Origin of the sequence: Ideonella alba (genome assembly GCF_018069845.1) — a bacterium.
Taxonomy (GTDB): domain Bacteria; phylum Pseudomonadota; class Gammaproteobacteria; order Burkholderiales; family Burkholderiaceae_C; genus Ideonella; species Ideonella alba.
Map to the genome: position 1 here is coordinate 1 of NZ_JAGQDD010000003.1, position 24,346 is coordinate 24,346.

Genomic DNA, 24,346 nt, shown 5'->3' on the forward strand with positions numbered 1-24,346 from the left:
CCCCCAGGCTAGCCGCTGCGCGGCGTCGCCACCCCCCAGGGGGGCTCGCCCGCCTTGGGGCGGCCCGGCGGCGGGCGCTCGGATGGCGCCCCCAGGCTAGCCGCTGCGCGGCGTCGCCACCCCCCAGGGGGGCTCGCCCGCCTTGGGGCGGCCCGGCGGCGGGCGGTCATGCGCTGGAGACATCACTGCGATGCGCAATGCTCACCCACGCCCGGCGGCCTCTGGCCTACGATCACGCGTCACCCACGGAGGCCCCATGCAGCTCTACATCGGCAACAAGAACTACTCGTCCTGGTCCATGCGCCCCTGGGTGCTGGCGCGCCACTTCGGCATTCCGTTCGACGAGGTGATGGTGCGCTTCGACAGCTTCGACCCCGGCAGCCAGTTCAAGCAGACGCTGGCCGGCAAGTCGCCCACCGGCAAGGTGCCGCTGCTGGTGGACGAGGGCTTCGCGGTGTGGGACACGCTGGCGATTGCCGAGTACCTCGCCGAGCGCTTCCCGCAGCACGCGCTGTGGCCGCGCGACGCCCGCCAGCGCGCCCGCGCGCGCAGCCTGTGCGCCGAGATGCACAGCGGCTTTGGCGCGCTGCGCTCGCACTGCCCGATGAACATCGAGGCCGCGCTGCCCGAGGTGGGCGCCCAGGTGCTGGCCGAGCACCCTGCGGTGGCGGCCGACCTCGCCCGCATCACCGCGCTGTGGACCGAGGCGCTGCAGGCCAGCCACGGCCCCTTCCTGTTCGGCGAATTCAGCAACGCCGACGCCTACTTCGCACCGGTGGTGGCCCGGCTGCGCACCTACGCGCTGCCGGTGCCGGCCGCGGTGCGGGCCTACATGGACCGCGTCTGGGCCAGCCCGGGCGTGGCCGCCTGGGTGGCCGACGCGCTGGCGGAGCAGGACTTCCTCGACTTCGAGGAGCCCTACCGCCGCCAGCGCTGAGCCACGCCGCTCAGCGGTCGATCGTCAGCGTGTAGGCGCCGTTGGTGGCGCCGGTGCCGCCCGAGTAGTAGCGCACCCGCAGGTACCAGGTGGTCGCCGCGCCGGTGTTGGTGCGGGTGATGGTGTCCACCGCGCCGGTGCCCAGCGTGCTGCTGGCCAGCTGGGTGCCGCTGCTGTTGTACAGGTACAGGTCGTAGTCCGAGCTGGCGTTGGGCGTCAGCGAGCCCACCACCGTGGCGCCCGAGGCCACCGAGATCTTGTAGTAGTCGGTGTCGCTGGTGCTGCCCACCGTGCCCAGCACGCGCGCCGGGTCAGGCGTGATCGTCTGCGCCGCGGCGCGCGTGTTGTTCGACTCCACCTCGTTGACGTCGGTCCAGGTGGGCGGCGGTGTCACCGCGGTGGCGGCATCGACCGCGGCACTGGCATCGACGATGCCGGTGCCGCACTGGCTGCAGGTGCCGGGGAAGGCGCGGGTGCTGCCCTTCAGGCGGGTTTCCACCTCATCGGGGGTCAGTGCCGGGTTGGCCGCCAGCATCAGCGCCACCGCGCCGGCCACGTGCGGCGTGGCCATCGAGGTGCCCTGGTAGTAGGCGTAGCTGTCGGCGCCCGGTGTGGAAGTGCCGGCATTGAGCGTGGAATACACGCCATTGGCGGTGCCGGTGCTCATGTCGCCGCCGGGCGCCGCCACGTCCACCACCGCACCGTAGTTCGAGTAGTAGGCGCGCGCACCGGTGCGGCCCACCGCGGCCACGGTGATCACGCCGGCGCAGTTGGCCGGGTTGAAGTTGGACGCGTTGGCGTTGCTGTTGCCGGCCGCCACCACCACCACGGTGCCGCGGCTGCGCGCGCCGTTGATCGCGTTCTGGGTGGTGGTCGAGCAGGCGCCCGAGCCGCCCAGCGACATGTTGATCACGCGCGCCGGGGTGGCGTTCGCGGGCACGCCGCTGACCGTGCCACCCGAGGCCCAGATGATGCCGTCGGCAATGTCCGAGGTGTAGCCGCCGCACTTGCCCAGCACGCGCACCGGCTGCACCTTGGCGCCAAAGGCCACACCGGCCACGCCGCTGGCGTTATTGGTGACGGCGGCGATCGTGCCTGCCACGTGGGTGCCGTGCCAGCTGCTGTTCTGCGCCGCGTGCGTGTAGCCGCATTCGTTAGCGGCGATCCAGTCGCCCGGATCGCTGGGGTCGGCGTCGCGGCCGCCACCGTCGTTGGCGGTGGCGGTGTCGGCGATCATGTCGTAGCCGGCCACCAGGTTGGCGGCCAGGTCGGCGTGCGGACGGTAGCCGGTGTCCACCACCGCCACCACCACACCGGCGCCGGTGCTCTTGTCCCAGGCCGGCGGCAGGTTCAGGCCGCCGGTGGCCTCGTAGTAATGCCACTGGCTGGCGTAGCTGGTGTCATTGGGGGTCAGCTGGGCCTGCAGGATCTGGTCGGGCTCGGCGTACTCGACGTCCGGATCGGCCGCCAGCGCACGCGCCAGGCGGCGCGCGTCCTTCAGCGCCAGCCGCTGGTCCATCTTGATCACCTTGGCGCCCAGCGCGGTGTCGCGCAGCACGCGCAGCTGCACCCCGGAGCGGTTGGCCAGCTCCTGGGTGCGGTCCATCGCGGCCGTGGCGAGCGCGCCCTCACGGTACTTGACGATCAGGCGGTCGGTGACCGGCGCGCCACCCGGCGCCCCCAGGGCCAGCGACTCGGCCGACTGGCCGGCCCAGGCCGGCAGGCCAGCCGCCGAGCAGACGATGGCGACGGCGGTCATCAGCGCACGGCGTGAAGACAGGTGGATCATGCAAGGCTCCTTCGACGTTGATAGGAATGGTCGGGGCCGGCATGCCGGCCCCGCGCCGATGATCGCGAGAGGAACCAATCCCTGGCAAGGGGTCGAATCGTGTCAAACTGAAATCCAGCCGTCCCCGGATCCCCTAGAACAGATGCTCCGTTGCCCGAAGTCCCTCCGCCGCCTCGCCCTGCTGGGCCTGGCCGTCTGCGCGTTGCTGCCCACGCTGGCCGCCGCCCAGGCCCGTCCCAATGAAGACCTGCTGCGCCAGGCCCGCGAGGCCTTTGGCCGCAAGGACAAGAACCGCCTGGCCGCGCTGCGCGCCAGCGCACTGGAGCAGCGCGACCCGCTGGCGCCCTGGGTCGACTACTGGGAGCTGACGGCGCGTCTGACCGACGCCCGCGCCGAGGAGGTCGAGGCCTTCTACGGCCGCTGGCCGGGCAGCTACGTGGAAGACCGGCTGCGCAACGACTGGCTGCTCGAGACCGGCAAGCGCCGCGACTGGGCCGCCTTCGCGCGCGACCTGCCGCGCTTCCGGATGAACGACGACCGCGAGGTCAGCTGCTACGCCCTGGTGCTGCAGCAGCAGTCGGGCAAGGTCGATGTCGACGCCGCGCGCCGCGCCTGGCTGGCCCAGCGCGACCCCGGCGACGGCTGCCTGCTGATGGCGCAGACCTTCCTGGATGCCAGGCTCTTCGATGCCAACGACATCTGGCGCCAGGTGCGCCACGCCACCGAATACGGCCGGGTGAAGTCGGCCCGCGCCGCCGCGGCCATCCTGGGCGACGCGGCCAGCCGGCCGCTGGGCGAAGCGCTGGACAACCCGGCGCGCTACCTGGCGCTCAAGGCCAGCGCCCTGGGCCACCTGCGCGCCGAGATCAGCTCGATCGCGCTGGCCCGCATCGCCGCCAACGACCCCGACCGCGCCGCGCAGCTGCTGGCCGATCGCTGGGGCGAGGTGCTGGGCCCCGAGCACGGCGCCTGGGCCTGGGCGATGGTGGCCAAGCAAGGCGCGCTGGCGCTGCGCCCCGAAGCCCTGGACTGGACCCGCAAGGCCTGGCAGAGCCTGGGCAAGCGCCACGGCGATCACCCCGACTGGAGCCCCGAAACCCTGGCCTGGCTGGCGCGCGCGTCGCTGCGCCTGGCGCCGGCCCCCGAGCGCTGGCAGCTGGTGCTGCGCTCGGTCGACGCGATGGAGCCCGGGTTCCGTGAGGATGCCACCTGGGTCTACTGGCGCGCCCGCGCGCTGCAGGGCCTGGCCAAGGCCGGCACCGACGGCGACGCCCAGCGTGCCGAGGCGCAGCAGTTGCTGGCCCGCCTGTCCACCCAGCTGAGCTTCTATGGCCAGCTGGCCGCCGAGGACCTGGGCGCGCCGCAGCCGCTGCCGCCACGCCCCGCCGCGCTGACCGCGCCCGAGCGTGAGGCCGCCCGCGCCCACGCCGGCCTGCAACGCGCGCTGCTGGCCATCGCCATCGGCCTGCGCAGCGAAGGCGTGCGCGAATGGAATTTCTCGCTGCTGGGCATGGGCGACCGCGAACTGCTGGCCGCCGCGCAATGGGCCTGCGAGCGCGAGGTCTGGGACCGCTGCATCAACACCAGCGACCGCAGCAAGGCCGAGATCGACATGGAACAGCGCTTCCCGATGCCGATGCGCGCGGATGTGCTGGCCCGGACGCGCGAGATCGGCCTGGACCCGGCCTATGTCTATGGCCTGATCCGCCAGGAATCGCGCTTCATCATGGATGCGCGCTCGGCGGTGGGCGCCTCGGGCCTGATGCAGGTGATGCCGGCCACCGCCAAGTGGACCGCCAAGAAGATCGGCATGGGCGACTTCCGCCCCGAGATGATCACCGAGCGCGACACCAACCTGCGCATCGGCAGCGCCTACCTGAAGCTGGTGCTCGACGACCTGGGCGGCTCGCAGGCCATGGCCGCCGCCGCCTACAACGCCGGGCCCGGGCGGCCGCGGCGCTGGCGCGAGGGCCCCACGCTGGAGCCGGCGATCTGGGCCGAGAACGTGCCGATCCACGAGACCCGGGATTACGTCAAGAAAGTCCTCTCCAACGCCACCTACTATGCGGGCCTGCTGGCCGGCAAGCCGGCCGCGCTGAAGGCCCGCCTGGGCACCAGCATCGGGCCGCGCGCCGCCGGCGCACCCGCCGCCGACTCCGAACTGCCCTGATGAGCACCCTCCCCCTTCCCCGTCGCCTGCTGCTGCTGGGCGGCACCGGCTTCGTCGGCCGGGCCCTGTGCGAACACCTGGCCCGCGTGGCGCCGGGCTGCCGGGTGGTCGTGCCCACGCGCCGGCCGGCCGCCGCGGTGACTCTGCGGTCGCTGCCGATGGTCGAGCTGGTGGCCGCCGATGTGCACGACCCGGCCGCGCTGGGCCGCCTGCTGGCCGGCTGCGACGCGGTGGTGAACCTGGTCGCGGTGCTGCATGGCGACGAAGCGCGCTTCGAGCGCGTGCATGTCGAACTGCCGCGCCGCCTGGTCGCCGCCTGCCAGGCCGGCGGCGTGCGCCGGCTGGTGCACGTCAGTGCGCTGGGCGTGGCCGAGGACGCGCCCTCGCGCTACCTGCGCAGCAAGGCACGCGGCGAAGCCGTGCTGCGCCAGGCGGGGCTGGATCTGACGGTGCTGCGGCCCTCGGTGATCTTTGGCGCGCAGGACCGCTTTCTCAACCTGTTCGCGGCGCTGCAGGCGGTGGCGCCGGTGGTGCCACTGGCCGGCGCGCAGGCCCTGTTCCAGCCGGTCTGGGTGGGCGACGTGGCCGCGGCCATCGCCGCGGCGCTGGCCCGGCCCGACAGCATCGGCCAGACGATCGAATGCGCCGGTCCTCAGCGCGTGCCGCTGGCCGCGCTGGTGCGCCTGGCCGGCCAGCTGTCCGGCCACCCGCGCACCATCGTGCCGCTGCCCGGCCCGCTGGCCTGGCTGCAGGCGCTGGTCATGGAATGGCTGCCCGGTGAGCCACTGATGACGCGCGACAACCTGGCCTCGATGCAGGTGCCCAATGTCGCCAGCGGCCAGCTGCCGGGCCTGGAGGCGCTGGGCATCCAGCCGGTCTCGCTGGCGGCGGTGGTGCCGGGCTACCTGTCGCCCGGCCAGCAGTGCGCGCGACTGGACGCCTGGCGCGCCCGGCACCGATGAAGACCTGGGTCGTCGGCGGCGCCGTGCGGGATGCCCTGCTGGGCCGTCCGGTGCACGACCGCGACTGGGTGGTGGTGGGCGCCACACCCGAGCAGATGCTGGCGGCCGGTTTCCGGGCGGTGGGCAAGGACTTCCCGGTCTTCCTGCACCCCGACAGCCACGAGGAATACGCGCTGGCCCGCACCGAGCGCAAGACCGGCCCCGGCTACCACGGCTTCGTCGTCCATGCCGCGCCCGACGTGACGCTGGAGGACGACCTGGCGCGGCGCGATCTGACGATCAACGCCATCGCCCAGGCGCCCGACGGCACGCTGGTCGACCCGCACGGCGGCCGGGCCGATCTGGCCGCGCGCGTGCTGCGCCACGTCGGCCCGGCCTTTGTCGAGGACCCGGTGCGCATCCTGCGCCTGGCGCGCTTTGCGGCGCGCTTTCCCGACTTCAGCGTGGCACCGCAGACGATGGCGCTGATGCAGCAGATGGTGGCGGCCGGCGAGGTCGACGCGCTGGTGCCCGAGCGGGTGTGGCAGGAGCTCTCGCGCGGGCTGATGGAAGACCATCCGTCGCGCATGATCACGGTGCTGCGCGACTGCGGCGCCCTGCAGCGCCTGCTGCCCGAGGCCGACCGGCTGTGGGGCGTGCCGCAGCCCGCCGAGCACCACCCCGAGGTCGACACCGGCGCCCACCTGCTGCTGGTGCTCGACGCCGCGGCGGCGCTGGGTGCCTCGCTGCCGGCCCGCTGGGCCTGCCTGTGCCACGACCTGGGCAAGGGCGAGACCCCGCCCGCCGACTGGCCGCGCCACATTGCCCACGAGGCACGCAGCGAACGCCTGGCGCGCCAGGTGTCCGGCCGCCTGAAGGCCACCGGCGAGGCCACCGAGCTGGCCATGCTGGTGGCGCGCGAGCACACCAACATCCACCGCAGCCCCGAGTTCGGCGCCGCCGCGGTGGTGCGCCTGCTGGAACGCTGCGACGCCTTCCGCCGCCCGCAGCGCTTTGCCGACGCCCTGCTGGCCTGCGAGGCCGACGCCCGCGGGCGCGCCGGCCTGGCCGAGCGGCCCTACCCGGCCCGCCCGATGCTGCTGCTGGCGCTGGAAGAGGCCTGCTCGATCGATGCCGCCGCCGTGGCCGCCCAGGCCCAGGCCCGCGGCGCCCAGGGCGCAGCCATCGCCGACGCGATCCGCATCGCCCGCACCGACGCCGTCGCCGCCGCGCTCTGACAGCGCGGCCTGACCGCTGGCCGCCACCGGAGCCTGCGCCCAGGCCGAGATGGGCCTCAAGGACACCGCGCCCAGGTCCCTGGCCTTCATTCCGCAGCCGCGCTGCCGATAAGCCTGGGGTCCACCGCCCGTCGGCGGTTCCTGCCTGGTGCCTGCATGTTCCAGAGATTGCGCATCGTCCACGTTGTCCAGGGCCTGATCGTCCTGTTCTGGCTCAGCTTCATCGGCCTGGCCGGCCTGGCCTGGCTGGCGCTGAGCAATGCCCGCAGCGACCTGCACACCGTGCACGACCTGCGCATGACCCGCTCCGAACACCTGGCCAAGATCACCCAGGCCACGATCAGCAACCGCATGGAAGTCCTGCTGATGTTCCAGCACGACCCGGCCGGCGCGCTGCAGGGCGTGCACGACCATGCGGCCAGCGTCCACCTGGACAACTTCGGCCAGCGCCGCGAAGCGATCAACCAGGCCTGGGCGGCGGTCGAGGCCGGTGAACACGAGCCGGCCGAGCAGGCGCTGATGACCGAGGTGGTCAGCCGGCGCAAGGCCTGGCAGGTCCAGGTCAACAAGGCCATCGATGCCCTCAAGGCCGGGCAGTACACGCCCGAGATCATGGCCGCCTACCTGCAGGCCGGCCGCCAGGAGAACGAGGCCTACCTGAAGGCCCTGGAAACGCTGCGCCAGTACCAGGTGGACGCCGCCGGCAGCGCGGTGCAGCAGGCGGAAGTGCTGCACACCCGCGGCACGCTGCTGATGATCGCGCTGGCGCTGCTGCTGGGCATCCCCGGCACCCTGGCCAGCGTGCACCTGATCTCACGCCTGCGCCGCGGCTTTGCCGAGGCCGACGCCACCGCCACCGCCATCGCCGAGGGCCAGCTGGGCCGGCCGATCGCCACCGATGGCCACGACGAGATCGGCGAGCTGCTGCAGCACATGCAGATGATGCAGTCGCGGCTGCAGGCCCTGATCACCCAGGTGCGCCAGGCCGCCGACTCGATCGAGGTGGCCGCCACCGAGGTGGCCGCCGGCAACACCGACCTCAGCCACCGCACCGAGCAGACCGCCTCCAACCTGCAGCAGACCGCCAGTTCGGCCGAGCAGCTGGGCGTGACGGTGCGCCAGAACGCCGACAACGCCCAGCAGGCCAACCAGCTGGCCCAGAGCGCCTCGGCGGTGGCCGGCCGCGGCGGTGACGTGGTCTCGCAGGTGGTGGGCACGATGCGCGAGATCGAAGGCAGCTCGCGCCGCATTGCCGACATCATCGGCGTCATCGACGGCATCGCCTTCCAGACCAACATCCTGGCGCTGAACGCCGCGGTGGAAGCCGCGCGGGCCGGCGAAAGCGGCCGCGGCTTCGCGGTGGTGGCCGGCGAGGTGCGCAACCTGGCCCAGCGCAGCGCCGACGCGGCGCGCGAGATCAAGGGCCTGATCCAGGCCAGCGTGGAGCGCGTGGACACCGGCACCCGCCAGGCCGACGAGGCCGGCCAGACCATGGCCGAGGTGGTGCAGTCGATCCGCCGCGTCACCGACATCGTCGCCGAAATCAGCCACGCCAGCCAGGAACAGAGCGCCGGCGTGGCCACCGTCGGCCAGGCGGTCAGCCAGATGGACGAGGCCACGCAGCAGAACGCCGCGCTGGTCGAGCAGAGCGCCGCCGCCGCCGAAAGCCTGCGCGCCCAGGCGCGTCAGCTGGTGCAGGCGGTGGGCGTGTTCAAGCTCTGATCAGTTCAGCAGCAGGCGGCCGTCGCCAACGACGCGGCCGCCCTCGGTGACCCGGATCTGCGGCTGCTTCACGCGCACCTTCAGCGGATCCAGGCAGCGCAGCGTGGCGCGCTGGGTGCTGCCGGGCTCGATCTTCTCGCCGGGAAACTTCATGGCACAGGTGACGTCGCCACCGACGCCGGTGTGCACCTGCGGCCGGTAATTGTCCCAGGCCGGCGTGTCGCGGCCGGTCTTGCCCTGGGCGGGCCAGAGGTGGAACTCGGCCTCGATCGGCGTGTTGGCGGGCCATTCGCGGACCTCGTCCGCGGTCGTCGCGGCGGTGGCGGTGGTGGCCAGCGCGGCCAGCACCCAGGCGCCGTGGCGCATCCAGCTCGTCATGCATTCTCCCTGTGGTGGATCCAGGGCCAACGGCCGAGGCGTGTCCTGGGTTGACCGGCGCCGCACTAGAGGCGGTGCATCCGGTCGCCTTCGGTGAAGCCCAGCGGCACCCAGTCGGCCAGGTCGGCGCTGGCCAGGGCCAGCACCTTGAACAACTCGCCCATCTCGTGCTCGGTGATCAGCTTCTGGGCCATCGCCCGTTCACGCAGGTCGGCGGCCTCGATCATCGGCGCCAAGCCGCAGTTCAGCAGGAAGCGGGCCTGGCTGGTGTAGCCCACCACCGCCAGGCCGGCGTCCTGCGCGGCCAGGGCGATGCCGGTGAAGTTGACGTGGGCGGTGATGTCCTTCTCGCCCACGCGCTGCAGCGGGTCCGGGTCGGCCTGGTGCAGGTGGTGGCACATCAGCGTGCCGCCGTGGCGCTGCGGCAGGTAGTACTCGGCCTCGGGAAAGCCGTAGTCGATGAAGAAGGCCGCGCCGCGCTGCAGGTGCTGCGCCAGCGTGCGCATGAAGCCTTCGGCCTGGGGGTGGATCTCGGTGACGGTGCCGGGCACGAAGGGCGCGTCCAGCGGCGGGCGCAGCGCGGTGGGGCGGTCGGCGAAAGCCAGGGCCTCGCCCTGGGCCACCACGCCGCGCTCATGCCAGGTCTGGCCGTCAAAGTGCAGCAGCTGCACCGGGATGGCGTCGAGCAGCTCGTTGGCCACCACCACGCCCTGGATCGCCTCGGGCCAGCGCGACAGCCACTGCACCCGCGGCGCGAAGCGCGCCAGCCGCTCGGCCTGGCGCGCCTGCAGGCTGCCGGAGAGGTCGATGATCGCGTAGTCCACCGGCAGGCCGCGCGCGTCCAGCGCGTCCAGCAGCTGCTCGGCCAGCGCGCCCGAGCCGGCGCCGAACTCGACCACCTGGCGCGTGCCGCTGACCTCCAGGGCCTGCGCCACCTGGGCCGCCAGCGCGCGGCCGAACAGCGGCGACAGCTCGGGCGCGGTGACGAAGTCGCTGCCGCTGTCCGGCATCAGCCCGAACTTGCGCCGGGCGCTGGTGTAGTAGCCCAGGCCGGGCTCGTACAAGGCCAGCGCCATGAAGCGGTCAAACGGCAGCCAGCCGCCCGCCTCGGCGATGGCCGCACGGATGCGCGCCGCCAGGGCGCTGGCTACACTGTCGGGTTGGCTCGTCATGGGCCGCGATTCTAGGTTTCATGCCCGCTGCCCCTGCCCCCGCCCACCGTCCGGTGACCCTGGTCACCGGCGCCGCTGCCCGCATCGGCCGCGCGATCGCGCTGGAGCTGGCCGCGGCCGGCCACGACCTGGTGCTGCACTGCCGGCGCTCGCACGACGAGGCCGACGCCACCGCCGCCGACTGCCAGGCGCTGGGTGCGGCCACCACCGTGCTGGTGGCCGACCTGGCCGACGCTGCACAGGTCGACGCGCTGCTGCCCGCCGCGGTGGCAGCGCGCGGCCGGGTGGATGCGCTGGTCAACAACGCCAGCCTGTTCCAGTATGACGACGCCCGCGATGCCGGCCCGGCCCTGCTGGACGCCCACTGGCGGGTCAACGTGGGCGCCCCGGTGCGGCTGGCCCAGGCGCTGGCCGCGCATGTGGGCGCGCGCGGCGGCAGCGGCTGCGTGGTCAACCTGCTCGACCAGAAGCTCTGGAACCCCAACCCCGACTACTTCAGCTACACGCTCAGCAAGGCGGCGCTGAAGGAGGCCACGGTGCTGCAGGCCCAGGCCCTGGCGCCCGCGGTGCGGGTGGTGGGCGTGGCGCCGGGCGTGACCCTGCCCTCGGGCCCGATGACCCAGGCCGAACATGAACGCGCCCAGCGCATGACGCCGCTGGGCCGCTCCTCCACCCCCGAGGACATCGCGCGCGCCGTGCGCTTCGCGATCGACTCCCCCGCGATCACCGGCAGCACGCTGCTGGTCGACGGCGGCCAGCACCTGGCCGGCCAGTCGCGCGACGTGCTCTTCCTGGCCCAGGACCCCGCTCGATGAGTTCCCTGCTGCTTCACCCCGCCCTGCGCGGCTGCCGGCGCCTGTTTCTGCGCGACTACGCGGTGATGATCGACATCGGCGTGCACGACTTCGAGAAGCAGGGCGCCCAGCGCGTGCTGATCAACGTCGAGCTGTTCGTGCCGCTGGCGCTGTCGACGCCGCGCGCCGATGAGCTGGACGAGGTGGTTGACTACGACTTCATCCGCAGCCGGGTGACCGAGCGCGTGGCGCGCGGCCACATCCAGCTGCAGGAAACCCTGTGCGACGACCTGCTGGCGATGATGCTGGCGCACCCCAAGGTGCGCGCCGCCCGCGTGTCGACCGCCAAGCCCGATGTCTACCCGGACTGCGACGCCGTGGGCGTCGAGGTCTTCGGCCTGAAGGAATGAACCGATGAACACCGACGCGCCCGCGCTCGACACCGCCTCGGATGAGGCGAAGAAGGCCAAGAAGCACGCCTTCGAGATGAACAAGCTCAGCAAGCGCCTGCACCGCCAGGTCGGCCAGGCCATCACCGACTTCGGCATGATCGCCGACGGCGACAAGGTGATGGTCTGTGTCTCCGGCGGCAAGGACAGCTACTCGCTGCTGGACATCCTGCTGAACCTGCAGAAACGCGCGCCGATCAAGTTCGAGATCGTCGCCGTCAACCTGGACCAGAAGCAGCCGGGCTTCCCGGCCGAGGTGCTGCCCAACTACCTGAGCGGCCTGGGCGTGCCCTTCCACATCGAGACCCAGGACACCTACTCGATCGTCAAGAAGCACATCCCGGAAGGCCAGACGATGTGCAGCCTGTGCTCGCGCCTGCGCCGGGGCATCCTGTACCGGGTGGCGCGCGAGCTGGGCGCGACCAAGATCGCGCTGGGCCACCACCGCGACGACATCGTGGTGACGATGCTGATGAACATGTTCTTCGGCAGCCGCATCAAGGGCATGCCGCCCAAGCTGGTCAGCGACAACGGCGAGTTCGTCGTCATCCGCCCGCTGGCCTATGTGGACGAGACCGACCTCGAACGTTGGGCAGCACACCGACAGTTCCCGATCATTCCCTGCAGCCTGTGTGGCAGCCAGGAGAACTTGCAGCGGGTGCAGACCAAGAAGATGATCCGCGAGTGGGAAAAACAGTACCCCGGCCGCATCGACAACATGCTGACCGCGATGGGCAACATCACGCTCTCGCACATGATGGACCGCCAGCTCTACCCCTTCCAGACGCTGCAGGCCACCGGCCGCCCTGATCCGCAGGGCGACAAGGCCTTCGACGAGGACGAGGACTGTGTAAAGCCGGTCAACGCCCCGGCCGAACAGGTCGTTCGACTGGGTTGGGAGTGATCTGACGCATCGGAGTACCGCCATGCCGAACGCCATACCGAACACCCTCCGCCGCCACCTGCTGATCGCTGTTCTGGGCGCCGCCGCGCTGAGCGGCTGTGCCAGCCTGAACACCTTCAGCGGCGAGGTCAGCAGCTTCGGCGACTGGCCGGCCGGCCGCGCGCCGGGCAGCTTCGCCTTCGAGCGCCTGCCCTCGCAGCAGCAGGACCCCGAGGAGCAGGGCCGTCTGGAGCGCCTGGCCACGGTGGCGCTGCAGGCCAAGGGCTTCCAGCCGGCCGCGCCGGGCGCCAAGCCGGATGTGGTGGTACAAGTGGGCGCTCGCATCAGCCGTCAGACCCGCTCCCCCTGGGATGATCCGCTGTGGTGGCGCTTCGGTCCCGGCGTGCGCTGGTACGGCCCGTGGTCGGGCTGGAGCAGCTGGCGCTGGAGCAACGCGCTCGACCCCGAATACGGCCGCGAGGTGGCGCTGCTGCTGCGCGATGGCCCCAGCGGAACGCCGCTGTACGAGGCCCGCGCCAGCAACGCCGGCGCCACGCCGGGCAACGACAAACTGCTCGAAGCCCTGTTCCTGCTGTCGATGAACGACTTCCCGGCCGCCCGCGGCGAGCCGCACTCGGCCTCGGTCGTGCGGCCCTGAGGCCTCGGCGGCCTCCCTCATCGGGCTCGGTCGTCGGGCTCGGTCATCGGCCTCAGTCGGCCGCCAGCGCCCGCAGATCGGCCTCCCAGGTGGCCCATTGGCGTCGGGCATGTTCACGCTGACGCGGGCTGGCGCTGGCCTGCAGCTCGGCCAGCAGCTGGCAATGCGCCTGCTGGGTCTGTTCGCGCAGCGCGCGCTGGGCCGGTGTGCCGGTGCGCCAGCGCGCCCACAGCGCGTCCAGCTGCACCGCCGCATCGGCCGCCGGCAGCGCCGGCAGCTGGCGCAGCGTGGCCAGCAGCTCCTGCTGCTGGCGCTCGCGCTCGCTGGCCCAGCCGCTGCCGTCACCCAGGCGGTCGACCAGCTGGCCCACGCGGGTGCGCTGGGCGGCATCCAGCGGGCCCAGCAGGCGCTCGTAGCGCTCCGCCAGGCGGTCGATCTGCGCCTGACGGCGCTCGGCCGGCGACTGGTCGGCGGCCTCCTCGGCCTGTTCGCGGCGCTCGCGGGCGAAGTGGGCTTCCAGGTGGGTCCATTGCGCCGGGCCCAGCTGGCGGGCCACGGCCAGCGCATCGGGGCGGATCTGCTGCCAGGTGGCGTCCAGCCAGCCGGGCAGCCGGTCGGCCCAGCGGCAGACGTCGGCGGCGCCCAGCGGGCGCTCCCAGTCGCGGCGCACCTGGGCCAGGGTGGCGGCCATCTCGGGCAGCTGGGCCCGGCGCTGCCAGGCCAGCCAGCGCGTGGCGGCGTCGCGCACCAGCGCGGATTGCGTGCGGTCGAAGTCGAACTGGCGGTCCAGCCAGGTGGCCAGCAGGGTGTCGGCCTGGTTGTAGGCCAGGCGCACCACGCTGCAGCCGGCCAGCGCGACCAGCGACAGCGCCAGCAGGGCGCGCCGGGTCGCGATAATCCAGCCTCGCCCGGCCACGTCGGCGGGGCGACTGAACCACGGTTTTCGAATGACGCTTGACATCGTGATCATGGCCGCCGGCAAAGGCACCCGCATGCGCTCGGCCAAACCCAAGGTGCTGCACCGACTGGCCGACCGCAGCCTATTGCAGCATGTCCTGGACCGGGCTGCTGCGCTGGCCCCGGAACGCACCCTGGTGATCACGGGTCATGGCGCGGCGCAGGTCGAGGCCGCGGTGGGCGATGCCGCGCTGTGCGTGCGCCAGGAGCCGCAGCTGGGCACCGGCCACGCGATCCAGCAGGTGGTGCCGCACCTGGGCGACACCGGCACCACGCTGATCCTCAATGGCGACGTACCGCTGATCTCGCCCGCCACCGCGCGCGCGCTGGCGCAGGCCTGCGGCGGCGAGCGCCTGGCGCTGCTGACCGTGGTGCTGGACGACGCCACCGGCTATGGCCGCATCGTGCGCCAGGGCGAGCAGGTGCAGGCCATCGTCGAGCACAAGGACGCCAGCGACGCGCAGCGCCAGATCCGCGAGGTCTACACCGGCATGATGGCCGCGCCCACCGCGGCGCTCAAGCGCTGGGTGATGGCGCTGACCAACGCCAACGCCCAGCAGGAGTACTACCTGACCGACATCGTCGCGATGGCGGTGGCCGAGGGCGTGCCGGTGGTGGCCGCCACCGCGCCGAATGAGACCGAGGTGCTGGGCGTCAACAGCCCGGCGCAGCTGGCCGACCTGGAGCGCCGCTTCCAGCGCGCCGAGGCCACCCGTCTGATGGAGGCTGGCCTGCGCCTGGCGGATCCGGCGCGGTTTGATCTGCGCGGTACGCTGAGCCACGGCATGGACTGCGAGGTCGATGTGGGCTGCATCTTCGAGGGCGCGGTGGTGCTGGGCGACAACGTGCGCATCGGCGCGCACTGCGTGGTCCGCAACGCGCAGATCGGCGACGGCGCGGTGATCCACCCCTTCACCCACATCGACGGCGACCAGGACGGCGCGGTGGTGGGCGCCGGCTCGCTGATCGGCCCCTTCGCCCGCCTGCGCCCGGGTGCGCGGCTGGGCCGCGAGGTGCACATCGGCAACTTCGTCGAGGTCAAGAACTCCACGCTGGCCGACGGCGCCAAGGCCAACCACCTGGCCTATCTGGGCGACGCCACGGTGGGCGAGCGCGTCAACTACGGCGCCGGCAGCATCACCGCCAACTACGACGGCGCGAACAAGCACCGCACGGTGATCGAGGCCGATGTGCACGTGGGCAGCAACTGCGTGCTGATCGCGCCGGTGACGCTGGGCGCGGGCGGCACGATCGGCGGCGGCTCCACCGTCAGCAAGGACACGCCGCCCGGTCAGCTGACCGTGGCGCGGGCCAAGCAGGTGTCGCTGGGCGGCTGGAGCCGCCCGGTCAAGGCGCCGAAGAAGTAGCCTGCGCGTACACCCGCCGCGCCAGCCGCAGATCGTCCCAGGCCTTGGCCTTCTCGCTGGGCTGGCGCAGCAGGTAGGCCGGGTGGTAGGTGACCACCACCGGCACGCCCTGGTAGCGGTGCACGCGGCCGCGCAGCCGGCCCACCGGCTCGTCGCTGCCGGTGAGCTGCTGGATCGCGAACTTGCCCATCGCCAGGATGATGCGCGGCTGCACCAGCGCGATCTGGCGCTGCAGGAAGGGCTCGCAGTGCTGCAGCTCGTCGGGCGCCGGGTTGCGGTTGCGCGGCGGCCGGCACTTCAGCGTGTTGGCGATGTAGGCCTGGTGCGCCGGGTCGCTGGCGCCGCGGCCCAGGCCGATGGCGCGCAGCATCGCGTCCAGCAACTGGCCCGCCGGGCCGACGAAGGGCTCGCCCTGCCGGTCCTCCTGCTCGCCCGGGGCCTCGCCCACCACCATCCAGTGCGCCGGCACCTCGCCGACGCCGAACACCGTCTGGGTGCGCCCGCCGTGCAGGCCACAGGCCTGGCAGGCGGCCACGGCCGCGCGCAGCGCCGGCCAGTCCAGTGCGGCGATGCGCTCGGCGCGCTCGCCGCGGACGGGCGGGGCCACGGCCACCGCGTCGGCGCGTGGCGCAGCGGTGGGTTCGGGATCTGGCGCGCTGGGCTCGGCGACGACCGACGCCTGAGGCGGACGGACCGGCGGCCGCACCGGCGTGACCGACGCGACCGGCGGTGCGGCGGGCCGGACGGCCTCGGCCGGCGGCGCCGCAGGTGTGTCGGCCGCGGCGGCGCCAGGCGCTGCCGAGGGCGTCCAGAGCACCACGCCCATGGCCTCGAGCAGCGCGCGCTGGCGCGCGTCCCAGCGGGCGGGGGTGTCGGCGCCCATCAGGCGGCCTCCTCGTCGGCGCGGACGGCCCAGCGCATCACCAGCGCGTCCTCGCGACTGCCGTCGGCGCGTGCGTAGTAGCCCTTGCGCCGGCCCACCGACTCGAAACCCCAGGCGGTGTAGAGCCGGCGCGCGGCGGCGTTGCTCTCGCGCACCTCCAGCCACAGCAGCGGCGCACGGGCGGCGCGGCAGGCGTCTGCCAGTTCGGTCAGCAGGCGGCGGGCATGGCCCTGGCCGCGGCAGACAGGGTCGATCGTGATGTCGAGCAGGTGCATCTCGTCGACACCCAGCATCGCCACCAGGTAGCCGCGCAGCGTGCGGCGCTCCTCCAGCACCCAGGCCAGGTGGCCGGCGGCCAGCGAGTCGGCGAACTGGCCACGCGTCCAGGGCGATTCATGGCAGCGCGCTTCCAGCGCGGCGACGCGGTCCAGGTCGGTGTCACGCAAGCGGCGCAGCAGCAGCGTCATGCGGCGCTCCCGGCCTTCAGCGCCTCGCGTTCGGCGGTGGTCAGCGCCACCTTGTCGCGCAGGTACAGCGGCAGCGCCTGATCGGGCGCGACGCCGGGGGACTGTTGCGCGGTCTCGCGGGCCAGCGCCAGCAGCGCGGCCGCCCGGTCGGCCTGTTGCGGCCAGCGCCGTGCCGCGCCCAGCGCCAGGCGCTCGCCGAAGGCGTCGAGGGCCGAGCCGGCGCAGGCCGGCGGCGGCTCGGCGGTCCACAGCGTGGCCAGCGTGGGCAGGTCGTACAGTGCCGGCGCGCGCAGCACCTGCCAGCGGCCGCCCTGGCGGCGGTAGTGGCCGGCGTAGACCTCGTCCATGCGGGCGTCCATCGCCACCCAGAGCGCGAAGCCGTCGTCCTGGTCCGCCTGCCGGCGCGCGTCCTCGGCCACGATCAGCAGGCTGTCGAGCAGCCAGACCGGGCAGCCGATGCCCAGCGCCAGCCCCTGGGCCACCGACACCGCGGTGCGCAGACCGGTGAAGGCTCCCGGCCCCTGGCCGCAGGCGATGCCCTGCAGGTCGGCCGGCGCCAGGCCGCGCTGGGCCAGCAGGTCCAGCAGTTGGGGCAGCAGCGTGGCCGAGGCCTGGGCGCCGCCGCTGGCGTTGACGCTGCGGCCCCACGCGCCGTCGGCCAGCGCCACCGCCAGCGCCTCGGTGGCGGTGTCGAGGGCCAGCAGTCTCATCGGCGGTGGCGGGGCGGCGGGGCGGGCATGGCCGTCAGTGTAGCCGTGCGATCATGCCGCGATGCACCGCCTGCCTGCCCTCGGCGCGCTGCTGCTGGCCCTGCTGGCGCCGGCCGCACGCGCGCAATCGCCGCTGCCTCCGGAAGTCCACCAGGCGCTGCAGCGCGCCAAGCTGCCCGAGTCGGCGCTGTCGGCCGTGGTGCTGGAGGCCGAAGGTGGCCAGCGCCGGCTGGCGGTGGGCGAGCAGCTGCCGATCAACCCGGCCTCGGTGTTCAAGCTGCTGCCCACCTACGCGGCGCTGGATCAGCTGGGCCCGGCCTGGACCTGGAGCACGCCGGTGTTCGTCAGCGGCACGCTGCAGGGCGGCGTGCTGGACGGCTCGCTGGCGATCCGCGGCAGCGGCGACCCGAAACTGGTGCAGGAGCGCCTGTGGCTGATGCTGCGCCGGGTGCAGCAGCTGGGCGTGCGCGAGATCCGCGGCGACATCCTGCTCGACCGCGGCGCCTTCATGGTGCCCGAGACCTCGCCCGCCGAGTTCGACGGCGACCCCAGCCGGCCCTACAACGTGCGCCCCGACGCGCTGATGCTGAACTACAAGGCGGTGGTGCTGGGCTTCGTGCCCGATACCGCCCACGGCCAGGCGCTGGTCACGGTCGATCCGCCCCTGGCCGGCTACAGCGTGGACGCCACGGTGCCGTTGTCAGCGGGCCCCTGCGACGACTGGCGCGGTGCGCTGAAGGCCAGCGTGGGCGATCCGGCCCGGCTGCGCTTTGCCGGCGCCTTCCCCGGCAGCTGCGGCGAGAAGAGCTGGCCGCTGGCCCACCCCGACCCGAAGGGCTTCAACGCCCGGCTGGTCGAGCAGCTGTGGCGCGAGCTGGGCGGCAAGCTGGCGGGCAGCGTGCGCGACGGCAGCGTGCCGGCCGGCGCGCGGCTGCTGTTCGAGCAGGCCTCGCCGCCGCTGCTGGAGGTGGTGCGCGAGATCAACAAGTTCAGCAACAACGTGATGGCCGAGCAGCTGTTCCTGACGCTGCCGCTGGCCGCGCGCAGCCTGCCGGCGGGCGCCAGCGTGCGCCCCGAGGACGCGCGCGAGCACCTGCGGCGCTGGCTGCGCGAGCGCCTGGGCGAGGAAGCGACGAAGGAGGTCGTGATCGACAACGGCTCGGGCCTGTCGCGCGAGACGCGGGTCAGCGCCGCGCTGCTGGCGCGGCTGCTGCAGCAGGCCTGGAGCTCGCCGGTGATGTCGGAGCTGATGGGCTCGCTGCCGATCAGTGGCACCGACGGCACGCTGCGCCGCTCCACCGCCACCGCCGGCCGGGCGCACCTGAAGACCGGTTCGCTGCGCGATGTCGCGGCGGTGGCCGGCTATGTGCTGTCGAACAGCGGCCGGCGCTATGTGCTGGTCGCGGTGCTCAACCACCCCAACGCCAGCGCCGGCCGGCCGGCGCTGGACGCGCTGGTGCAGTGGGCGATCCGGGACACGCCAGCCCGCTGATCGGGCTGGCTCATCGGACGGTCTGGCCCGCTGAGCGGGCTGGCCCACCGAGCGGGGCGGGCGCCCCGCCGGATCAGAAGCGCATCGTCAGCCCGACGCTGAAGCTGGTCGGGTTGACCTTGGCGTCCAGCGTCTGGCCGGTGGACAGCGTGGCGCGCGTCTTCAGCGGCGTGGTCATCACCGCCACATCCAGACCGAGCTGATCGGTCAGCACCGCCGACAGGCCCAGCTGGGCGGTGAAGGTCAGCTTGGAGTCCATCTCCAGCGTGGTCGGGTTGGTCGGCGTGCCGCCGGTCAGGCCGGTCAGTGTGGCGGTGCCGCGCGCCTTGTAGAAGCGCGCATAGGTGGGGCCGATGCCGACATAGGGCCGCAGCTTGGCCGAGGGCTCGAAGAAGCGGTACTGCGCCAGCAGCGTGATCGGCAGCGCCTTGACCTCGCCGATCTTGCCCACGCCGGCGATCGCGCCGGCCCCGGTCAGCTCGTGCTTGAAGCCGGCGGCCAGCGGCAGGTCGAGCGAGATGTTGTCGGTCCACATCCAGGTCAGGCCGGCGGTGAGCTGGGTGTCATTGCCGATGTCGGCCTGGGTGCCCGGAAAGGACGGCGCGGTCAGGTCGCCGCTCTTGGTGTTGGGCTGGATGCTGGTGGCGCCGATGCGGCCGATCAGCGCGCCCGCGGACTGGGCCTGGGCCGTGCCGGCCAGCAGCAGGGCGGCGGCCAGGAGGGCGATGCGAGGGGTGCGGAACATGGGGACGACTCCTGCGGATGAGGTGATCACAGCCAGCCCGCCTGGGCCAGGGTGCGCGCGATCAGTTGCGAGGCCAGCTGGTGGCCGTAGGGCGTCGGGTGGAAGCCGTCGGAGAACAGGTACTTCTTGTACCAGTCGGCACCGGTGAGGCCATCAGGCGGGTTGGCCGCCAGGTTGGCGTCGGTGCAGGTGGCGAAGGTGTAGGTGGGCAAGCCGTCCGAGCCCATGCCGGTGATCGGGCAGGCGGTGTCCTTGACGTTGCTCAGCTGGTACTGCGCCGGGTTGGCGATCTCGTCGTTGAACGAGGTGTAGATGTCGACCAGGGCGATGCGCTCGTCACCCGCCACCTTGCTGGCCAGGCGGGCATTGAAGGCCTCGATCCAGCTCTTGAACAGCGCCTCGCTCTGGGCGCGTGCAGCGGCCCCGGTCTCACCGCCACCGAAGGCGGCGGCGATGCCGTCGAGCACCATCTGGAAGCGCGGCGTGTTGGTGATGCCGGGGATGTTGATCAGCGCCACGCGCTTGGCGCCCTTGTCCAGCGCCTGCGCCTTGACCATGTTGTAGAACATGTCGGCCAGGCCGACCATGTAGCTGCCTCCGGCGGTGGCCAGGCCGGTCTGGCCGCCGGCCACGGCCGCGGCCACCTGCTCGGGCGTCAGCACGGTGGACAGCACGCCCACGTAGGCGGCGCCGCCGTCGCTGCTGGCCTTCAGGTAGGCGCTGACCAGGGCGGCCGCGTCGTTGCCGCCACCGTCGATCAGCAGCAGATCACCGGCCGCGTAGCCCACCGTCGCCGCGGTGGCCAGTTGCACGCCGACGCCACGCGGGTCGGCCGCACTGTAGCCGGAGCCGGCGCCATTGATCACGCCGCCGCCGATCGCGAAGTTCGTGCAGCCGGTCTTCGGGTTGGGCGCGAAGGTGGTGCCGGTGAAGACGAAGAAGGGGCAGCCGTCGTCCACGCCGAACTGGCGCGCGACCAGGTCCGGGTAGGTGGGGTTGCCCTGGATCGTGAACTTGATGCCGAAGGTCCCGACGTCGGCCAGGCTGTCGCCCATGACCTTGACGGCAGTGATCTCGGCACGGGTGCTGGTGTCGGAACCGCCGCCGCCGCAGGCAGCCAGCAGGAATGCCAGCGCCAGGCTGGCCGGCGCCAAGGCGCCAAGACGGGAACGGGGCATGGTGTCTCCTGTGCAGTATCGCGAAAATCGAACGGTCGTTCGAAAATCCAGCGGACACTCTATCCCCGCCTCGCAAACCGAGGTCAGGCAGAAAACCCTGAGTCGGGCTGGGGCGCCCGCTCTAGGCGAGGCGGCGGCGCCAACTCATGCACAACGAAGCCATTGAGACCCAGGCAGCGCGAGGCCCCCCTGGCAGCGGGTCGGGCTCCGCCCGGCCCAGGGCGCTCAGAACGGCAGGTTGCCCAGGCGCGACACCGCCTGCTGGCCCAGGTACAGGTGGAAGGTCGAGGACGGACGCACCTGGTCGGCCCACAGGTAGCTGGCGGACTTGTCCTTGGCGGCGGTGATCAGGGTGTCGGTGGTGCAGCTCGCGCTGTTCCAGTTGGCCTCCAGGCAGGCCGGCGTGATCACGTCGCCCAGGCCGTAGGCGCTGGGCACGCGGACCATCGCCCGGCTGAGGTCATCGCCCAGCATCAGGCCGATCTTGCTGCCGTCATTGATCAGGTCCAGGCGCATCGCCTTGTTGAAGGCGTTGACCAGACGGGTCAGCAGCGCCGGGCGGTCATCGCCCACGTCGGCCTTCTCCTTCAGCGCCCAGGGGCTCAGGCCCAGGTCGTGGATGGTGCTGACCAGCACGCGCGCGCCGGTGCCGGTGACGGTGTTGATCTGGGCCGCCAGCTTCTTGCCCTGGGCGGTCAGCGTGGCGATCAGGTCGGCCTCGTTGGTGCCGTCGTACAGGGCGTACTGGTCGATGATGTCGTGCATGCCGACCATCACGGTGACCAGGTCGGTGTTCTGCACGTCACCGGCATCGATGCGGGCCTTCATCAGCGCCACCACGTCATCGACGCGGGCGCCGACGGTGCCCAGGCGGATCGCGGTGACGTCCGGCGAGGTCGCGGTGCCCTTGCACTGGGTGAAGACCTTGGCGTAGGCGGTCGACGCCATGTACTGGGTCCAGATCGGGCTGGTGCCGCAGTCGATCGTCTTGGGCGTGGTGGTGGTCAGCGCGTTGACGCTGTACTTGGTGCCGTTGTCCTCGAGGCGGCTGAGTTCGTCGCCAAAGCTCAGCACCCGCGCCGGGACGAACCGATCGACCTGGGAGGTGCCGCCGCCACAGGCGGCCAGCAGCGTCGCGCCGATCAGGGCCACGCCAGCGGCGCGGGCCAGACGGGCCGCCAGGGAGGATGCAGTCATGAGGTCTCCGGTGTGCAAGGGAACAAGGGGTCAGGCGGCGGCCCGCTGCAAGCGGTCGCGCACGCCTTCCCAATCGGGGGTGGATGGCGGCGTCTCGACCCAGATCAGCGGTGCGCCGCTGTCATCCAGCGCGCGCAGGGCCGCGAACAGGTCGTGCGCCGCCGATACGGCATCGTCGGGCATGCGGCGCCAGGGCAGGCCGGCGGGCAGGCCCTGCACCATGCGGGAATATACCGCCACGGGCGGCGGCGCCCCGCGCGCCGGGGCGCCCAGCACCTGCAGGGCCGCACGCAGCGGGGCGGTGTCCATCAGGCGCACGCGGGCGCGCGGCGCGTAGTGCGAGGCCAGCGTGCCCGAGGCGCGCGGCACGGCAGCGTCCGGGGCGGCCAGCGGCTCACCCAGCACCGCTTCCAGCGCGGCGCGACCCAGCACGCCCGGGCGCAGCAGCACGGCGCGGTCATCGCGGGTGCAATCGACGATGGCGGATTCAATGCCCACCTCGCAGTCACCGCCGTCGAGGATCAGCAGCGTGTCGTCGAACTCGCCGGCCACATGGGCGGCGGTGGTGGGGCTGACGCGGCCGAAGCGGTTGGCGCTGGGCGCCGCAACGCCCGGCACGCCCTGCCGGGCCGCCTCGCGCAGCAGCGCCTGGGCCACCGGGTGCGAAGGGCAGCGCAGGCCGATGCTGTCCTGTCCCCCCGCGGCGGCGGCGGCCTGGCCGCTGGCGCGCGGCACGATCACCGTCAGCGGCCCGGGCCAGAAGGCCTGGGTCAGGCGCGCCGCACGCGCGGGCCAGGCGGCGGCGAAGCGGCCGGCCTGCGCCGCATCGGCCACGTGCACGATCAGCGGGTGGTCGGCCGGGCGGCCCTTGGCGGCGAAGATGCGGGCCACCGCGGCGTCATCATCGGCGCGGGCGCCCAGGCCGTAGACGGTCTCGGTGGGCAGGGCCACCAGCTCGCCCGCGGCCAGGCGGGCGGCCGCCTCGGCCAGCACCGCGGGATCGCTGCCGTCGCGGATCGACATGCCGGTCAGAGCGGCGGCAGGCCGAGCAGTTGCGCCGCGCGCTCGGCCGTGGCGCGCGCCGCCGCCGCATCCGCCGCAGTGATGGTCAGATGACCCATCTTGCGGCCGCGCCGGGCACTGGTCTTGCCGTACAGGTGCAGGTGGGTGCCGGGCAGCGCCAGCACCGCGTCCCAGGCCGGTTCGCGCTCGGTGCCCGCGGCGTCGAACCACAGGTCGCCCAGCAGGTTCAGCATGATCGCCGGCGAGTGCAGGCGCGGCGCCACCAGCGGCAGGCCGGCCATGCAGCGCACCTGGGCCTCGAACTGCGAGCAGTCGCAGGCGTCGATGGTGTAGTGGCCGGAGTTGTGCGGCCGCGGCGCCATCTCGTTAGCCACCAGGGCCAGACCGCCAGCGCCGTCGTCCACCACGAAGAACTCGACGCACAGCACGCCGACATAGCCCATCTCGGCGGCGATGGCGCCGGCGCGCTGCACCGCCTGCGCGGCCAGGGCGGGTGACACCCCCGGCGCCGGCACCTCGGTCACCGCCAGGATGCCGTCGCGGTGCAGGTTCTGCTGCACCGGAAAGTGCACCACCTGGCCGTCGGCGCCGCGGGCGACGATGACGCTGAGCTCCAGCCGCAGCGCCAGGCGCTTCTCCAGCACGCAGGCGACGCGGCCCAGTTCCTGCCACGCCGCCGCCAGCGCAGCGCGGTCGGCCACGCGGACCTGGCCCTTGCCGTCGTAGCCCAGGCGGGCGGTTTTCAGGATGCCGGGCAGCAGATCGTCGGCCACCGTGGCGAGCTGCTCAGGGGTCTCGATCACGGCGTAGGGCGCGCAGGGCACGCCGGAGGCGCCGAAATGCGCCTTCTCGGCGGCACGGTCCTGGCACACGGCCACCGCATCGCCGGCCGGCGCCACCGGGCGGCGCGCGGCCAGCGCGCGCAGCGCGTCGGCGGGCACGTTCTCGAATTCGGTGGTGATGGCATCGGCCACATCGGCCAGCGTGGCCAGGCCGGCCTCGTCCAGGTAGCCGGTGGCGATGTGCTGGTGCGACACCAGGCCGGCCGGGCTGGCCGCGTCCGGGTCGAGCACCGCGGTGCGGTAGCCCATCGCCTGCGCGGCGTGGACGAACATGCGGCCCAGCTGGCCGCCGCCCATCACGCCCAGCGTCGCGCCGGGCAGCAAGGTGGTGCGCATGTCAGGCCTCCCGCCGGG

At 72.9% G+C, this 24,346-nt stretch carries 23 protein-coding genes; 11 read left to right on the forward strand and 12 right to left on the reverse strand.

Annotated elements, in window-relative coordinates:
• Window positions 1-256: 256 nt before the first annotated feature.
• Window positions 257-937 (forward strand): glutathione S-transferase family protein, encoded by a 681-nt coding sequence (locus KAK03_RS05810; protein WP_210852288.1) that lies wholly within the window; start codon window positions 257-259, stop codon window positions 935-937.
• Between the two features lie 10 nt (window positions 938-947).
• Here KAK03_RS05810 and KAK03_RS05815 read toward each other — a convergent pair whose 3' ends face one another.
• The gene (locus KAK03_RS05815; RefSeq protein ID WP_210852290.1) at window positions 948-2,726 is read right to left on the reverse strand and encodes a S8 family peptidase; all 1,779 of its coding nucleotides are present in this window, start codon (window positions 2,724-2,726) and stop codon (window positions 948-950) included.
• 142 nt (window positions 2,727-2,868) lie between these two features.
• Between KAK03_RS05815 and KAK03_RS05820 the strand changes: the two genes are divergently transcribed.
• The 4 genes from KAK03_RS05820 to KAK03_RS05835 all read left to right on the forward strand — a co-directional run bounded on the left by KAK03_RS05820 (window position 2,869) and on the right by KAK03_RS05835 (window position 8,797).
• Entirely contained in the window at window positions 2,869-4,896 is a 2,028-nt protein-coding gene (locus tag KAK03_RS05820; protein WP_210852292.1) for a lytic transglycosylase domain-containing protein, read from the forward strand.
• On the forward strand, window positions 4,896-5,858 hold the full coding sequence (locus tag KAK03_RS05825; RefSeq protein WP_210852294.1) for a complex I NDUFA9 subunit family protein: 963 nt from the start codon (window positions 4,896-4,898) through the stop codon (window positions 5,856-5,858). The genes KAK03_RS05820 and KAK03_RS05825 overlap by 1 nt, the downstream gene beginning before the upstream one ends.
• The gene (locus KAK03_RS05830; RefSeq protein WP_210852296.1) at window positions 5,855-7,075 is read left to right on the forward strand and encodes a multifunctional CCA addition/repair protein; all 1,221 of its coding nucleotides are present in this window, start codon (window positions 5,855-5,857) and stop codon (window positions 7,073-7,075) included. Before KAK03_RS05825 ends, KAK03_RS05830 begins: the two co-directional genes overlap by 4 nt.
• Before the next feature lie 156 nt (window positions 7,076-7,231).
• Window positions 7,232-8,797 (forward strand): methyl-accepting chemotaxis protein, encoded by a 1,566-nt coding sequence (locus tag KAK03_RS05835; protein WP_210852298.1) that lies wholly within the window; start codon window positions 7,232-7,234, stop codon window positions 8,795-8,797.
• On the opposite strand, the gene KAK03_RS05840 is transcribed toward KAK03_RS05835, so the two are convergent.
• Entirely contained in the window at window positions 8,798-9,175 is a 378-nt protein-coding gene (locus KAK03_RS05840; protein WP_210852300.1) for a hypothetical protein, read from the reverse strand.
• Window positions 9,176-9,240: 65 nt separating this feature from the next.
• Complete coding sequence (locus KAK03_RS05845) at window positions 9,241-10,347, reverse strand: class I SAM-dependent methyltransferase (protein ID WP_210852302.1); 1,107 nt, start codon at window positions 10,345-10,347, stop codon at window positions 9,241-9,243.
• 20 nt (window positions 10,348-10,367) lie between these two features.
• Here KAK03_RS05845 and KAK03_RS05850 point away from each other — a divergent pair, with 20 nt between their 5' ends.
• From KAK03_RS05850 to KAK03_RS05865, 4 genes are read left to right on the forward strand one after another with little or no spacing between them, the layout of a single operon-like run.
• Window positions 10,368-11,162, forward strand: a complete 795-nt coding sequence (locus KAK03_RS05850) for an SDR family oxidoreductase (RefSeq protein WP_210852304.1) — start codon at window positions 10,368-10,370, stop codon at window positions 11,160-11,162.
• The gene (locus KAK03_RS05855; RefSeq protein ID WP_210852306.1) at window positions 11,159-11,551 is read left to right on the forward strand and encodes a dihydroneopterin aldolase; all 393 of its coding nucleotides are present in this window, start codon (window positions 11,159-11,161) and stop codon (window positions 11,549-11,551) included. Before KAK03_RS05850 ends, KAK03_RS05855 begins: the two co-directional genes overlap by 4 nt.
• A 4-nt stretch (window positions 11,552-11,555) precedes the next feature.
• Window positions 11,556-12,494 carry a tRNA 2-thiocytidine(32) synthetase TtcA gene (gene ttcA / locus KAK03_RS05860; protein ID WP_210852307.1) on the forward strand — a complete coding sequence of 313 codons (939 nt, stop codon included), beginning with the start codon at window positions 11,556-11,558 and terminating at the stop codon, window positions 12,492-12,494.
• Window positions 12,495-12,516: 22 nt separating this feature from the next.
• Window positions 12,517-13,131, forward strand: a complete 615-nt coding sequence (locus tag KAK03_RS05865; protein ID WP_210852309.1) for a DUF4136 domain-containing protein — start codon at window positions 12,517-12,519, stop codon at window positions 13,129-13,131.
• Window positions 13,132-13,183: 52 nt separating this feature from the next.
• Here the strand turns inward: KAK03_RS05865 and KAK03_RS05870 are convergent, their stop codons facing one another.
• Entirely contained in the window at window positions 13,184-14,101 is a 918-nt protein-coding gene (locus KAK03_RS05870) for a DUF6279 family lipoprotein (protein WP_210852311.1), read from the reverse strand.
• Between KAK03_RS05870 and glmU the strand changes: the two genes are divergently transcribed.
• Window positions 14,079-15,455 (forward strand): bifunctional UDP-N-acetylglucosamine diphosphorylase/glucosamine-1-phosphate N-acetyltransferase GlmU, encoded by a 1,377-nt coding sequence (glmU, locus tag KAK03_RS05875; RefSeq protein ID WP_210852313.1) that lies wholly within the window; start codon window positions 14,079-14,081, stop codon window positions 15,453-15,455. The genes KAK03_RS05870 and glmU overlap by 23 nt on opposite strands.
• On the opposite strand, the gene KAK03_RS05880 is transcribed toward glmU, so the two are convergent.
• Genes KAK03_RS05880 through tsaB form a run of 3 tightly spaced genes read right to left on the reverse strand, consistent with a single transcriptional unit; the run spans window position 15,436 to window position 17,515 of the window.
• On the reverse strand, window positions 15,436-16,338 hold the full coding sequence (locus KAK03_RS05880) for a uracil-DNA glycosylase (RefSeq protein ID WP_210852315.1): 903 nt from the start codon (window positions 16,336-16,338) through the stop codon (window positions 15,436-15,438). The genes glmU and KAK03_RS05880 overlap by 20 nt on opposite strands.
• Window positions 16,338-16,805, reverse strand: coding sequence for a ribosomal protein S18-alanine N-acetyltransferase (gene rimI, locus KAK03_RS05885; RefSeq protein WP_210852317.1), 468 nt, complete (start codon window positions 16,803-16,805; stop codon window positions 16,338-16,340). The genes KAK03_RS05880 and rimI overlap by 1 nt, the downstream gene beginning before the upstream one ends.
• On the reverse strand, window positions 16,802-17,515 hold the full coding sequence (gene tsaB, locus KAK03_RS05890) for a tRNA (adenosine(37)-N6)-threonylcarbamoyltransferase complex dimerization subunit type 1 TsaB (RefSeq protein WP_210852319.1): 714 nt from the start codon (window positions 17,513-17,515) through the stop codon (window positions 16,802-16,804). The genes rimI and tsaB overlap by 4 nt, the downstream gene beginning before the upstream one ends.
• A gap of 61 nt (window positions 17,516-17,576) precedes the next feature.
• Between tsaB and dacB the strand changes: the two genes are divergently transcribed.
• Window positions 17,577-19,007, forward strand: coding sequence for a D-alanyl-D-alanine carboxypeptidase/D-alanyl-D-alanine endopeptidase (gene dacB, locus KAK03_RS05895; RefSeq protein WP_210852321.1), 1,431 nt, complete (start codon window positions 17,577-17,579; stop codon window positions 19,005-19,007).
• 73 nt (window positions 19,008-19,080) lie between these two features.
• Here dacB and KAK03_RS05900 read toward each other — a convergent pair whose 3' ends face one another.
• The 5 genes from KAK03_RS05900 to KAK03_RS05920 form a co-directional block, all read right to left on the reverse strand.
• A complete protein-coding gene (locus KAK03_RS05900; RefSeq protein WP_210852323.1) occupies window positions 19,081-19,752 on the reverse strand; it encodes an OmpW/AlkL family protein in 672 nt (223 codons plus the stop codon).
• 26 nt (window positions 19,753-19,778) lie between these two features.
• Window positions 19,779-20,930, reverse strand: coding sequence for an SGNH/GDSL hydrolase family protein (locus KAK03_RS05905; protein ID WP_210852325.1), 1,152 nt, complete (start codon window positions 20,928-20,930; stop codon window positions 19,779-19,781).
• A gap of 225 nt (window positions 20,931-21,155) precedes the next feature.
• A complete protein-coding gene (locus KAK03_RS05910) occupies window positions 21,156-22,127 on the reverse strand; it encodes an SGNH/GDSL hydrolase family protein (RefSeq protein ID WP_210852328.1) in 972 nt (323 codons plus the stop codon).
• A 30-nt stretch (window positions 22,128-22,157) separates the two neighbouring features.
• Window positions 22,158-23,150, reverse strand: coding sequence for an L-threonylcarbamoyladenylate synthase (locus tag KAK03_RS05915; protein WP_210852342.1), 993 nt, complete (start codon window positions 23,148-23,150; stop codon window positions 22,158-22,160).
• 5 nt (window positions 23,151-23,155) lie between these two features.
• The gene (locus KAK03_RS05920) at window positions 23,156-24,328 is read right to left on the reverse strand and encodes a 5-(carboxyamino)imidazole ribonucleotide synthase (RefSeq protein ID WP_210852344.1); all 1,173 of its coding nucleotides are present in this window, start codon (window positions 24,326-24,328) and stop codon (window positions 23,156-23,158) included.
• Between the last annotated feature and the right edge of the window lie 18 nt (window positions 24,329-24,346).

Excerpts from the sequence above, each read along its gene's own strand:
- KAK03_RS05870 (WP_210852311.1), bottom strand. The coding sequence starts at position 14,101 with ATGATCACGATGTCAAGCGTCATTCGAAAACCGTGGTTCAGTCGCCCC.
- KAK03_RS05865 (WP_210852309.1), top strand. The coding sequence starts at position 12,517 with ATGCCGAACGCCATACCGAACACCCTCCGCCGCCACCTGCTGATCGCT.
- KAK03_RS05850 (WP_210852304.1), top strand. The coding sequence starts at position 10,368 with ATGCCCGCTGCCCCTGCCCCCGCCCACCGTCCGGTGACCCTGGTCACC.
- KAK03_RS05855 (WP_210852306.1), top strand. The coding sequence starts at position 11,159 with ATGAGTTCCCTGCTGCTTCACCCCGCCCTGCGCGGCTGCCGGCGCCTG.
- KAK03_RS05820 (WP_210852292.1), top strand. The coding sequence starts at position 2,869 with ATGCTCCGTTGCCCGAAGTCCCTCCGCCGCCTCGCCCTGCTGGGCCTG.
- KAK03_RS05910 (WP_210852328.1), bottom strand. The coding sequence starts at position 22,127 with ATGACTGCATCCTCCCTGGCGGCCCGTCTGGCCCGCGCCGCTGGCGTG.
- KAK03_RS05905 (WP_210852325.1), bottom strand. The coding sequence starts at position 20,930 with ATGCCCCGTTCCCGTCTTGGCGCCTTGGCGCCGGCCAGCCTGGCGCTG.
- KAK03_RS05840 (WP_210852300.1), bottom strand. The coding sequence starts at position 9,175 with ATGACGAGCTGGATGCGCCACGGCGCCTGGGTGCTGGCCGCGCTGGCC.
- KAK03_RS05810 (WP_210852288.1), top strand. The coding sequence starts at position 257 with ATGCAGCTCTACATCGGCAACAAGAACTACTCGTCCTGGTCCATGCGC.
- KAK03_RS05835 (WP_210852298.1), top strand. The coding sequence starts at position 7,232 with ATGTTCCAGAGATTGCGCATCGTCCACGTTGTCCAGGGCCTGATCGTC.
- KAK03_RS05920 (WP_210852344.1), bottom strand. The coding sequence starts at position 24,328 with ATGCGCACCACCTTGCTGCCCGGCGCGACGCTGGGCGTGATGGGCGGC.
- tsaB (WP_210852319.1), bottom strand. The coding sequence starts at position 17,515 with ATGAGACTGCTGGCCCTCGACACCGCCACCGAGGCGCTGGCGGTGGCG.
- KAK03_RS05900 (WP_210852323.1), bottom strand. The coding sequence starts at position 19,752 with ATGTTCCGCACCCCTCGCATCGCCCTCCTGGCCGCCGCCCTGCTGCTG.
- rimI (WP_210852317.1), bottom strand. The coding sequence starts at position 16,805 with ATGACGCTGCTGCTGCGCCGCTTGCGTGACACCGACCTGGACCGCGTC.
- KAK03_RS05825 (WP_210852294.1), top strand. The coding sequence starts at position 4,896 with ATGAGCACCCTCCCCCTTCCCCGTCGCCTGCTGCTGCTGGGCGGCACC.
- dacB (WP_210852321.1), top strand. The coding sequence starts at position 17,577 with ATGCACCGCCTGCCTGCCCTCGGCGCGCTGCTGCTGGCCCTGCTGGCG.
- KAK03_RS05815 (WP_210852290.1), bottom strand. The coding sequence starts at position 2,726 with ATGATCCACCTGTCTTCACGCCGTGCGCTGATGACCGCCGTCGCCATC.
- glmU (WP_210852313.1), top strand. The coding sequence starts at position 14,079 with ATGACGCTTGACATCGTGATCATGGCCGCCGGCAAAGGCACCCGCATG.
- KAK03_RS05845 (WP_210852302.1), bottom strand. The coding sequence starts at position 10,347 with ATGACGAGCCAACCCGACAGTGTAGCCAGCGCCCTGGCGGCGCGCATC.
- ttcA (WP_210852307.1), top strand. The coding sequence starts at position 11,556 with ATGAACACCGACGCGCCCGCGCTCGACACCGCCTCGGATGAGGCGAAG.
- KAK03_RS05830 (WP_210852296.1), top strand. The coding sequence starts at position 5,855 with ATGAAGACCTGGGTCGTCGGCGGCGCCGTGCGGGATGCCCTGCTGGGC.
- KAK03_RS05880 (WP_210852315.1), bottom strand. The coding sequence starts at position 16,338 with ATGGGCGCCGACACCCCCGCCCGCTGGGACGCGCGCCAGCGCGCGCTG.
- KAK03_RS05915 (WP_210852342.1), bottom strand. The coding sequence starts at position 23,150 with ATGTCGATCCGCGACGGCAGCGATCCCGCGGTGCTGGCCGAGGCGGCC.